Origin of the sequence: Streptomyces sp. NPDC048424 (genome assembly GCF_040651555.1) — a bacterium.
Classification (GTDB): domain Bacteria; phylum Actinomycetota; class Actinomycetes; order Streptomycetales; family Streptomycetaceae; genus Streptomyces.
In genome coordinates this window covers 111,437-122,362 of record NZ_JBEZKE010000004.1, presented here as the reverse complement: position 1 = coordinate 122,362, position 10,926 = coordinate 111,437, and the positions used below count along the sequence as shown (strand labels likewise).

The 10,926-nt window shown below is 70.2% G+C and carries 9 protein-coding genes; 7 read left to right on the top strand and 2 right to left on the bottom strand.

What is annotated here, in order from left to right; translation table 11 throughout:
• Window positions 1-111 precede the first annotated feature (111 nt).
• From rplU to galE, 5 genes are all read left to right on the top strand, one after another.
• Entirely contained in the window at window positions 112-432 is a 321-nt protein-coding gene (rplU, locus tag AB0D29_RS07415) for a 50S ribosomal protein L21 (protein ID WP_008738952.1), read from the top strand.
• A 13-nt stretch (window positions 433-445) separates the two neighbouring features.
• Complete coding sequence (rpmA, locus tag AB0D29_RS07410) at window positions 446-700, top strand: 50S ribosomal protein L27 (protein ID WP_030027134.1); 255 nt, start codon at window positions 446-448, stop codon at window positions 698-700.
• Between the two features lie 168 nt (window positions 701-868).
• Window positions 869-2,314 (top strand): GTPase ObgE, encoded by a 1,446-nt coding sequence (gene obgE, locus AB0D29_RS07405; RefSeq protein WP_362808380.1) that lies wholly within the window; start codon window positions 869-871, stop codon window positions 2,312-2,314.
• Window positions 2,315-2,384: 70 nt separating this feature from the next.
• Entirely contained in the window at window positions 2,385-4,001 is a 1,617-nt protein-coding gene (locus AB0D29_RS07400) for a glycosyltransferase family 2 protein (RefSeq protein ID WP_362852601.1), read from the top strand.
• Window positions 4,002-4,079: 78 nt separating this feature from the next.
• Window positions 4,080-5,093: a UDP-glucose 4-epimerase GalE gene (galE, locus tag AB0D29_RS07395; protein ID WP_362852600.1), complete on the top strand. Its 1,014-nt coding sequence runs from the start codon at window positions 4,080-4,082 to the stop codon at window positions 5,091-5,093.
• A 115-nt stretch (window positions 5,094-5,208) separates the two neighbouring features.
• On the opposite strand, the gene AB0D29_RS07390 is transcribed toward galE, so the two are convergent.
• Window positions 5,209-6,381 carry a glycosyltransferase gene (locus AB0D29_RS07390; protein ID WP_362852599.1) on the bottom strand — a complete coding sequence of 391 codons (1,173 nt, stop codon included), beginning with the start codon at window positions 6,379-6,381 and terminating at the stop codon, window positions 5,209-5,211.
• Entirely contained in the window at window positions 6,378-9,266 is a 2,889-nt protein-coding gene (locus AB0D29_RS07385) for a bifunctional glycosyltransferase family 2 protein/CDP-glycerol:glycerophosphate glycerophosphotransferase (protein ID WP_362852598.1), read from the bottom strand. The genes AB0D29_RS07390 and AB0D29_RS07385 overlap by 4 nt, the downstream gene beginning before the upstream one ends.
• A 188-nt stretch (window positions 9,267-9,454) precedes the next feature.
• Here AB0D29_RS07385 and AB0D29_RS07380 point away from each other — a divergent pair, with 188 nt between their 5' ends.
• Entirely contained in the window at window positions 9,455-10,450 is a 996-nt protein-coding gene (locus AB0D29_RS07380) for a glycosyltransferase family 2 protein (protein ID WP_362852597.1), read from the top strand.
• Window positions 10,447-10,875, top strand: coding sequence for a GtrA family protein (locus AB0D29_RS07375; RefSeq protein WP_351592467.1), 429 nt, complete (start codon window positions 10,447-10,449; stop codon window positions 10,873-10,875). Before AB0D29_RS07380 ends, AB0D29_RS07375 begins: the two co-directional genes overlap by 4 nt.
• The last annotated feature ends 51 nt before the right edge of the window (window positions 10,876-10,926 follow it).

Below are 10,926 nucleotides of genomic sequence, written 5' to 3'. Positions count from 1 at the left end.
TCGAGAGAGGCCGCTCGTCCAATCCGGATCAGAGTCGTCCCCGTCCGTACGAGGGGCCTGCCTGAGCGGCTGGCTTCAGGAGCATCCGTCCCGAGTGAGAGAGAGATCCGCGTGTACGCCATCGTGCGCAGCGGTGGTCGCCAGCACAAGGTTGCTGTCGGCGACATCGTTGAGGTTGACAAGATTTCCACTGCCAAGGTTGGCGACACGGTCGAGCTCTCGACCCTGCTCGTTGTCGACGGCGACGCCGTGACCAGCGACCCGTGGGTCCTGGCCGGCATCAAGGTCCAGGCCGAGATCGTGGACCACCACAAGGGTGCGAAGATCGACATCCTTCGGTACAAGAACAAGACCGGCTACCGCCGTCGCCAGGGTCACCGCCAGCAGTACACGGCGATCAAGGTCACCGGTATCCCCGCGGCTGCGAAGTAAGAGGGACTGAGACATGGCACACAAGAAGGGCGCATCGTCCACCCGGAACGGGCGCGACTCGAATGCCCAGCGGCTCGGCGTGAAGCGCTTCGGCGGTCAGGTCGTCTCCGCCGGCGAGATCCTCGTCCGCCAGCGTGGCACCCACTTCCACCCCGGTTCGGGTGTTGGTCGTGGTGGCGACGACACGCTGTTCGCGCTGCAGGCGGGTGCCGTGCAGTTCGGCACGCACCGTGGCCGCAAGGTCGTCAACATCGTTCCGGCCGCCTGATCCAGCTTCGGCTGATCAAGCGTTCGTAACTTCCCGAGGGCGGATCTCAGCTCTTCCCGGCTCTGGCCGGGAAGAGAGGTCCGCCCTCGGCGCGTTGGTACGTACAGACGTTTTAATGGACAGCAAGGCCTGTCCGGGACATTCCCGTATGTAACTGGAGGAACAACCATGACCACCTTCGTGGACCGCGTCGAGCTGCATGTCGCCGCGGGTAACGGGGGCCACGGCTGCGCCTCCGTTCACCGGGAGAAGTTCAAGCCGCTCGGCGGCCCCGACGGCGGCAACGGCGGCCGTGGCGGCGACGTCATCCTGGTGGTGGAGCAGGCGATCACCACCCTGCTGGACTACCACCACAGCCCCCACCGCAAGGCCACCAACGGCAAGCCCGGCGAGGGCGGCAACCGCTCCGGCAAGGACGGCCAGGACATGGTCCTGCCCGTGCCGGACGGCACCGTCGTCCTCGACAAGGAGGGCAACGTCCTCGCCGACCTCGTCGGCCAGGGCACCACCTACGTGGCCGCCGAGGGCGGCCGCGGCGGCCTCGGCAACGCCGCGCTCTCCTCCGCCCGCCGCAAGGCGCCCGGCTTCGCGCTCCTCGGCGTCCCCGGCACCACCGGCGACATCGTCCTGGAGCTCAAGACCGTCGCCGACGTGGCGCTGGTCGGTTTCCCGAGCGCCGGCAAGTCCTCGCTGATCTCGGTCCTCTCCTCGGCCAAGCCGAAGATCGCGGACTACCCCTTCACCACCCTCGTCCCGAACCTGGGCGTCGTCACGGCCGGCTCGACGGTCTACACGATCGCCGACGTCCCGGGCCTGATCCCCGGCGCCAGCCAGGGCCGTGGCCTGGGCCTGGAGTTCCTGCGCCACGTCGAGCGCTGCTCGGTGCTCGTGCACGTCCTGGACACCGCCACCCTGGAGTCCGACCGCGACCCGATCGCCGACCTCGACGTCATCGAGGAGGAGCTCAAGCTCTACGGCGGCGGTCTGGAGAAGCGTCCGCGCCTCGTCGTCCTGAACAAGGTCGACATCCCGGACGGCCAGGAGCTCGCCGACATGGTCCGCCCGGACCTGGAGGCGCGCGGCTACAAGGTCTTCGAGGTCTCCGCGGTCGCCCGTACGGGCCTGAAGGAGCTCTCCTACTTCCTCGCCGAGGGCATCGCCAAGGCCCGCGCCCGCAAGCCGAAGGAGGAGGCGACCCGCATCGTCATCCGTCCGAAGGCCGTGGACGACGCCGGCTTCACCGTCACCTACGACGAGGTCGAGGACGTCTACAACGTGCGCGGCGAGAAGCCGGAGCGCTGGGTCCGCCAGACCGACTTCAACAACGACGAGGCCGTCGGTTACCTCGCCGACCGCCTCAACCGCCTCGGCGTCGAGGAGGCGCTGAAGAAGGCCGGCGCCCGCGCCGGCGACGGTGTCGCGATCGGCTCCGACGAGAACGCGGTCGTCTTCGACTGGGAGCCGACCGTGATGGCCGGCGCCGAGATGCTGGGCCGCCGCGGCGAGGACCACCGTCTGGACGCCCCGCGTCCGGCCACCACCCGCCGCAAGGACAAGGAAGCCCAGCGCGGGGACTCCGCGCAGAAGGAGTACGACGAATTCCGGCCGTTCTAGTCCCCTCCCGAGGGAATCTGCCCCGGAGGGTTTGAAGGCGTCTTTATGTGGGTCGCCTAGGATCCTTCGGGTGAACAGCAGCAACCTCCCCACGGTCTCCGTCGTGGTCATCGCGTACAACGACGCCGGGCTCGTGGGCGAGGCCGTCTCCTCGGCCCTCGCCCAGGGCCCGGTGGTCGCCGAGGTCATCGCGGTGAACGACGCCTCGTCCGACGGCACCGCGCGGGTGCTGGACGAGCTGGCGGCCGCGCACCCCCGCCTGAAGGTCGTGCACCGCACGGAGAACAGCGGGGGGTGCGGCACCCCGCGCAACGACGGGATCGCGGCCGCGTCCGGCCGGTACGTCCTCTTCCTCGACAGCGACGACGTCCTGCCGCCGGGCGCGGCCGACGCCTTGGTGCGCACCGCCGAGCAGCACGGCGCCCCGGTCACCGTCGGCGCGGCGGTCCGGCGCGAGCTGCCCCAGCGCCACGACGTGCCCTGGATGCCCGGCCTGTACACGCCCGGCGACGTCATCGAGCGGCCGGCGGACCGGCCCGAGCTCGTCCGCGACACCCTCTGCGTCAACAAGCTCTACGACCGCGCCTTCCTGGAGGAGCACGGCCTGCGCTTCCCCGACGGCCGGTTCGTCTACGAGGACTTCGTCTTCACCTCGCGGGTGCTGGCCGCGGCCCCCCGCATCGCCGTCACCGGCGACCTCGTCTACGTCTGGCACGTGCGCCGCAGCGCCGCCCAGGTGTCGATCTCCCTGGACCGCAAGGACGTCGGGAACTGGCGCGCCCGCATCGAGGCCCACCGGACGGCCTCCCGGACCCTCGCCGCCGCCTCCCCGGTGCTGGGCAGCGCCTGCCAGGTGAAGTTCCTCGAGTACGACCTGCGCATGTACCTGCGCGAGCTCGGCAAGGACCCCGAGTACCAGGCCGCCTGGTGGACCCTCACCCGCGAGTACCTCGACACCTTCGCCGAGGCCGACATCGAGTCCGCCGCCGCCCACGCCCGCTGGATCGTGGGGGTGCTGCGCGCCACCGACACCCCGCCCGCCGACGTGGGCCGGCTCACCCGGCTGGCCGCCGAACCGCCGCGGCTGCTGCCCCCGTACGCGGTCGGCCCCTCCGGTGTCCCGGTGTGGAGCGAGGAGCTCCCGGTGGAGCTGGACGGCCTGGCCGGGCTGCCGGTCGCCGAACTGCCCGTCACCGTCGACGCGGAACCGGCCGGCCGCGGCGCCGTCCGGATCCGCCTGCACGACCTGTACGGACGCCTCGCCGAGGCCGGGCCCCGGACCGTGCAGCTGAGCTTCATCCCGCGCGCGGGAGCCGAGCCGGTCCTCGCCCAGCCGGTCGGGCTGCGCCCCGACCACAACGGCGGCTGGATCGCCGTACTGCCCTTCCGGCTGGCCGACCTGGCCGTCACGGGCCGCCGCCAGGGGCTGCGCAGGATGCAGGCCTGGAACGTCGGGGTGCGCGTGGAGTGCGCCGACGGGAGCTCGGTGTTCACCTCCCTGCGCCCCGGCGGCCGCCTGCTCCGCCGTCGGGCCCTGCCCAGCAGCCGGTACGGTGTTCTGCTGGCGCAGCCCTACCGGACGGGGGCCGGCGCCCTCGCGCTGCGCCTCGCGCCCGGCGCCGAGGGAGCGCTGTACCTCGTGCGCAACCGCCTCCACCGGGCCCGGGCAGGCCACGGGACGGGCTGACGGACCCCTCCACACCTCTGCGCTTCCCACACCGCTGTGCTTTCCCCACCGAAGTCGGACAGGACCAAGGAGATACACATGACGTTTCTGATCACCGGTGGCGCCGGTTACATCGGCGCGCACGTCGTCCGCGCGATGCTGCTCGCGGGGGAGAAGGTCGTCGTGCTCGACGACCTCTCCACGGGCAAGGAGGACCGCGTCCCGGAGGGCGTCCCGCTGGTGGTCGGCTCCGTCCTGGACCGGCTGACCCTGGACAAGACCCTCCGCGCGCACAAGATCACCGGCGTGGTGCACCTGGCGGGCAAGAAGCAGGTCGGCGAGTCCGTCGAGAAGCCGCTGTACTACTACCACGAGAACGTGCAGGGCCTCACGGTCCTGCTCCAGGCCGTGGCCGAGGCGGGCATCCGCAACTTCCTCTTCTCCTCCTCCGCCTCCGTCTACGGCATGCCCGACGTGGACCTGGTCACCGAGGACACCCCCTGCGCGCCGCTGAGCCCCTACGGCGAGACGAAGCTGGCCGGCGAGTGGCTGGTCCGCGCGGCGGGCAAGGCCCACGGCATCTCCACCGCCTGCCTGCGCTACTTCAACGTGGCGGGCGCGGCGACCCCCGAACTCGCCGACACCGGCGTCTTCAACCTGGTCCCGATGGTCTTCGAGCGCTACGACGCCGGCCAGGGCGCCAAGATCTTCGGTGACGACTACCCGACCCCGGACGGCACCTGCATCCGCGACTACATCCACGTCGAGGACCTCGCGGAGGCCCACGTGGCGGCGGCCCGCAAGCTCGCCGAGTGGGGTGCGGCCGGGGAGTACAAGGACCTCACCGTCAACATCGGGCGCGGCGAGGGGGTCTCGGTCGCCGAGATGGTGGCGCTCCTGAACAAGAACACCGGGCACGACTACGCGCCGGTGATCAGCCCGCGCCGCGCCGGCGACCCGGCGAAGGTCGTGGCCTCGGCCGACAAGATCACCGGTGAGCTGGGCTGGAAGGCCCGCCACGACGTCCGCGAGATGGTCACCTCCGCCTGGGCGGGCTGGGAGGCCAACAAGGCCGCCCGCACGGACCGCCACAAGGACGTCCACAAGGCCTGACCGGCCGGCGGACACCTGAACACACCTGAACACACCTGATTACGCCAGATACGCGGCCGCCCGCCCCGGACAGTCTCCGGGGCGGGCGGCCGCGTGTGTTGCGCGGTGGGCGCGCTCAGCGCTCCAGGAAGGAGAACAGCTCCTCCCAGCGGTCGGTGATGTCGGTGCTGGAGTACCGCTTCACGGCGTGGAAGGCGTTGTCCCCGAGCCGGTCGCGCAGCTCGCGATCGGACATCAGCGCGTCCAGGTGCCCGGCCAGCTCCATCGTGTTGCCCAGCCGGGCCAACAGCCCGTCCTCGCCGTGCTCGACGATCTCCCGTACGCCCGGCGCGCAGTCGAAGGCGGCCACCGGAACGCCCGCCGCCATCGCCTCCAGCAGCGTGATCGGGAAGCCCTCGGCCCGCGAGGCCTGAGCGAAGACCGAGGCCCCGCGCAGGGCGCCCAGCACGTCGCCGGTGCTGCCCATCCACTGCACGGAGTCGTCCAGCCCCAGCGAGGTGCAGTGCGCCCGCAGCGCCTCCTCCTCCGCGCCCGCCCCGTAGATCCGCAGGACCCAGTCGGGGTGGTGCGGCGCGGCGTCCGCCCACGCGTCGAGCAGCAGGTCGACGCCCTTCTCGAAGGCGAGGCGGCCCACGCACGCCACGACCTTCTCCGTGCGCGGGGCCGGGGTGTCGGGCATGAAGGGCAGCGGGTTCGGCATGCTGCCGACGTTCTCCATGCCCGCCCGGATCCACAGGTCCGCGTCCTCGGCGGTCAGCACCAGCAGCCGGTCGACCTCGGGGTAGTAGCGGCGTACCCGCTCGCCCCGGGTGGACTTGTGGCTGGCCTCGAAGGACTCGTGGCTCATGCCGATGACGCTGAGGCCCTTGGTGTCGGCGAGCGCCACCCACTCCATCGCCCAGACCTGCGTGACGATGACCACACCGCCCGGGCGGGCCGTGCGCAGCAGCCCGCTCAGCTGCTCCGCCTTGACCCGCATCTTCGCCCGCCGGGCCGCCTGACGGCGCCGCTCGGGGGCGTTCAGCCGGCCCTTGATGCCGCGCAGCCGGCGGGCCGACGGCGGGTGGGCGTCGTAGAGCGTGGTCATCGCGTACGGCAGGTCCTGCGGCAGCTTCTGCCGGATCTCCTCGGCGACCGGGGCGATGCCGACGATGTGCACGCGGTGGCCGCGGTCCGTGAACTGCCGGGCCATCTGGTGGGACCAGGTGGTCACGCCGCCGAGCTCGTCGACGTTGTTGGAGACGATGAAGATGTCACGGCCGCCCGGGGTGGTGGTCTCCTGGCTCACTTGCCGCTCCTGGTGAAGAACTTCTCGACGATCTGGCGGGCCGCGTCCCCGCGGTCGTACTCGCCGAACTCGGCGAGGAAGCGCTGGCGCGCCTGGGCGTACTTGACGTCCGCCTCCTCGAAGGCGGCGACCGCCTGCAGGAGCTCGTCCGCGGTGGCCACCACCGGGCCCGGGGCCTTCTCCTTCAGGTCGAAGTACGTGCCGCGGATGTCGGTGGCGTACTTCTCGTAGTCGTACGCGAAGAACAGCATCGGCCGGTCCAGGACCGCGTAGTCGAACATCACGGACGAGTAGTCGGTGATCAGTCCGTCGGCGAGGGCCAGCAACGGGGTGATGTCGTGGTGCCGGGACACGTCGATGACCCGGCCCGCGACCGACGGCGGCAGCGAGACGCTGTTGAGGTAGTGGGTCCGCACCAGCAGCGTGAAGCGGTCGCCGAGCCGGTCCGCGAACTCCTCCACGTCGAAGGGGAAGGTGAAGCCCTCCACCGCGCCGTCCGCGCCCGCCCGGAAGGTCGGCGCGTACAGCAGCACCTTCTTGTCCGGGTCGATGCCGAGCTCCGTCGCGAGCGGGCCGCGGACCCGCTCCCCGCTGTCCGCCTCGGTCCGGTACGCCTCGACGAGGGCGTCGTTGCGCGGGTAGCCCGTGCGCAGCAGCACCTCGTCGCACAGCCGGAAGCCCTTGGCGAGGGTGCGGGTGTCGTGCTCGGAGCGGATCAGGAAGTGGTCGAAGCGGTCGACGGCCTCCTGGAAGCGCTTCTGGCCGGCCCGCCCCTGCGCCTTGGTGCGGGGCTCGTGGAAGCCCATGCGCTTGAGCGCGGAGCCGTGCCAGGTCTGGATGTACGTCGTGCCCGGGCGCTTGGCCAGCGCCAGCGGGAAGCCCTGGTTGTCGACCCAGTACTCGGCCTGGGCGAGGGCCCGCAGGTAGGGCCAGCTCCAGCGCCGCACCAGGGTGGCCTCCTTGGGGAAGCCGGTGGGCTTGCCGCCCGCGTACGACCAGATCGCCTCGAACGGCACGCCCTGGCGCACCATCTCCTCGTAGATCGCCTTAGGGCTGTCGCTGTACTGCTTGCCCATGTGGCTCTCGAAGACGACCGTGCCCTTCTTGATCGGCAGCTTCGAGAAGACCTCGTGGTAGAGCTTCACCTTCTGCTCGCCGGAGCCCATGTTCCGGCGGGCCCGCAGGGCCTTGCGCAGGCCCCGCTTGACCACGCCGGCCGCCTTGCCCTGTATGGCGTTGTTGATCAGCGACTGGGTGCGTACGGCGGCGGCGCCCTCGGCCGACAGGACGTAGCTGAGGTTGCCCTTCTTGGTCATCTCCGGCCCGAAGCGGTCGGAGACCAGCCGGGTCAGGCGCGGCCGCACGCGCAGCCGGGCCGCCGAGTCCAGGTCCACCCCGCCCACCGAGACGCGGGTGGTCAGCCGCTCCTTGCCGGCGGTCAGCTTGAGGCGGACGTCCCAGACGGCGTCGATGATGCCGAGGGGGCGGACCGTGCCGGCGACGTCGGCTGTGCCGGTCCACTCGATCGTGTCACCGGCGTGGCGCACGCTTGCCACCGGGAAGCCGAAGGAACGCACGCCGACCTGCCGGCGGGCCCGGAACTCGAGCGTGGCCTTCAGCTCCGCGTCGGCCGGGATCCGGCCCAGCGGGTTCACGAGGGAGCCCGACATCGTGACGGTGCCGCGCCCGTCGTCCTCGTAGGAGGTCAGGCGGTTGCCCAGCGTGAGGGAGGTGAGCGGGGTGGTGTGGAAGCCCTGCTCGGTGACGTCCAGTATCCGGCGGGCCTCGGCGGCCTCGGCGGGGTCGGGGCTGTCGATGTGCCGCCCGCACCAGTAGACGCGGCCGTCGCGCTCGGCGAGGGGGGAGGTGAGCCGGCCCTTGTTGGTCATGGCGTCGGCGGCCGGGAGCAGGTTGTCCCAGTCCTCCTTGCCCAGCAGGTAGGCGCAGATCGCCTGGAGGTGGGTGACGTTCTCGTACGCGGCCGGGTCGATCCCCGCGAGGTAGCCGTTGGCCAGCCGGGCGAACTGCCGGCGGTACTCGTCGCTCAGCAGGCGCAGGTCGCGCAGGTGCAGCACCAGGTCGTGCTTGACGAACTTGGCGTCCTTCGCGGACTTGATGTCCGCGTGGCCCTTCGACGCCAGCAGCTCGTCGACGCGGCGGTGGATCTCCATCCGGTGGACGAAGTTCTCGATCTCGTGGCGCCGGTTGCTGATCGACAGGGCGGCGGCCTTCTCGACCACGTTCCAGAAGTAGACGTGGTTGGGGATCAGCGTGATGCGGCGGGCCGCGACGTAGGCCTGCGCGGAGAACAGCAGGTCCTCGTAGTGGATGCCGACCGGGAACTCCAGGCCCTGCTCCAGCAGGAACGCGCGCCGGTAGCACTTGTTCGTGGAGAGGGTGTCGTAGACCAGCAGGTCGGGGAACTCGGTGATCGATTCCAGCGTGCGGGTGCGCGAGTAGATCCAGGGGTACCACTCGGTGGTCTTGCCCCACCGGTTGTCGAGGTGCACGCGTACGCACATGCCCGAGACCAGATCGGAGCCGGTCCGCTCGGCGGCCTGCAGCATGTTCCGGCAGGCGTTGCGCTCCAGCACGTCGTCGCTGTCGAGGAACATCACGTACGTTCCGGTGGCCTGCAGGATGCCGTGGTTGCGCGGCGCGCCGCAGCCACCGCTGTTCTCCGGCAGCTGGAACGCGCGCACTCTCCCCGGATGCGCGGCCTCCAGTTCCTGGGCGACCGCATAGGAACGGTCCTTGCTGCAGTCGTCGACGATCACGACTTCGACCCCGTGCAGGGTCTGGTCCAGAACGGACTGGACTGCTGTCGACAGACGCTCTGCGTCGTTGTAGACGATGACGACCACGGAGACGTCGGGCACGTGCACCTCGATCCCTTCGTTTCGTTGCGTTTCGTTCAGCTCATTCCGCTTATCTCGTCAAAGCTACCGTGTACCGCTCTCGGCTCAGGCAGGCCGACCGACGCTCCACCCTCGCCGTGCATACTTCTAAGGAAGAGGTGAGAGGCCGGTCCGGTCGCCGACAATCACCCGTTCGGACCCAGCAGGAAGTGTTCATGACGAAGCTGTCCGTAGTTGTCCCTTGCTACAACGAAGAGGCCGTCATCGACAGCTTCGACGCGGAGGTCCGCAGGGTCCTGGACGCCCTCCCCGTCGAGTATGAGATCTGCTACGTCGACGACGGCAGCCGCGACGGCACCCTCGGAAAACTGCGGAAGATCGCCGCGGAACACGGGGACCAGACGCGCTACGTCTCCTTCAGCCGCAACTTCGGCAAGGAGGCCGGGATGCTCGCCGGCCTGCGCGAGGCCACCGGCGATGCCGTCGTGATCATGGACGCCGACCTCCAGCACCCGCCGGAGCTCATCGAGCGCATGCTGGAGCACTACCGGCAGGGTCACGACCAGATCATCGCCCGCCGCACGCGCGAGGGCGACAAGAAGCTCCGCTCCGCCCTCAGCCGCCTCTACTACCGGGGCATCAACCGCTGGGTCGACGTCGAGCTCACCGACGGCGTCGGAGACTTCCGCATGCTGTCGCGCCCGGCCGTGGACGCCCTGCTGTCGCTGCCGGAGTACAACCGCTTCTCCAAGGGCCTCTTCTCCTGGATCGGCTTCGACACCGTCCACTTCGACTACCGCAACGCGCAGCGCGAGGCCGGCGAGACGAAGTGGAAGTTCGGCTCCCTGCTGAACTACGGCATGGACGGCCTGATCTCCTTCAACAACCGGCCGCTGCGCATCGGGATCTGGTTCGGCGTGTCGCTGGTCGTGCTGACCGGCCTGTACGCCCTGTGGATCACGATCACGGCGATCACCGACGGCGTCGAGTCCCCGGGCTACGTCACCCTCGTGGCGATCATCACCGGCCTGGGCGGCGTCCAGCTGATCATGCTCGGTCTCATCGGCGAGTACATCGGCCGCATCTACTACGAGACCAAGCGCCGGCCGCACTTCCTGGTGAAGGAGTCCCACGGCGCGGAGCAGGCCCCGCGCGACGGCCGGACCAAGCCGGCGGCGGAGCCCGCCGTCGTGGAGCGCAGCGCCCGATGAGCCGCAGGGACCAGCTCGGCCAGATCTTTCGCTTCGCCCTCGTCGGCGGGGTCAACACCGGCACCTTCTTCGGCATCTACCTCCTGCTGCACCCGTGGATGCCGTACTTCGCCGCCTACTCCCTCGCCTTCGTCCTGGCGATGGTCGGCTCGTTCTTCATGAACACCTACTTCACCTACCGGACCCGGCCGACCTGGAAGAAGTTCTTCCTCTTCCCGCTGACGAACGTGACGAACTACGTCATCCAGTCGGCCGGCCTCTACGCCCTGGTGACCTGGGCCGGGATGGACACCCGGATCGCTCCGCTGGTCGCGGCGATCGTGGCCATCCCGTTCACCTTCCTCCTCTCCCGCAAGATCCTCGTCCCGGGCGCGGCGCGGGCCCCCGAGCCGGAGCACGCCCACGACGGCCCGTCCAGGGTCTGAAACCCCCGAGCAGCCCTTCGCACCCACCCCGTAGATTGAGGTGGCAGGCAT

What these genes read in the sequence shown, in the direction of transcription:
- galE (WP_362852600.1), top strand. Translation starts at nt 4,080, where the DNA reads ATGACGTTTCTGATCACCGGTGGCGCCGGTTACATCGGCGCGCACGTC.
- AB0D29_RS07380 (WP_362852597.1), top strand. Translation starts at nt 9,455, where the DNA reads ATGACGAAGCTGTCCGTAGTTGTCCCTTGCTACAACGAAGAGGCCGTC.
- AB0D29_RS07375 (WP_351592467.1), top strand. Translation starts at nt 10,447, where the DNA reads ATGAGCCGCAGGGACCAGCTCGGCCAGATCTTTCGCTTCGCCCTCGTC.
- obgE (WP_362808380.1), top strand. Translation starts at nt 869, where the DNA reads ATGACCACCTTCGTGGACCGCGTCGAGCTGCATGTCGCCGCGGGTAAC.
- rpmA (WP_030027134.1), top strand. Translation starts at nt 446, where the DNA reads ATGGCACACAAGAAGGGCGCATCGTCCACCCGGAACGGGCGCGACTCG.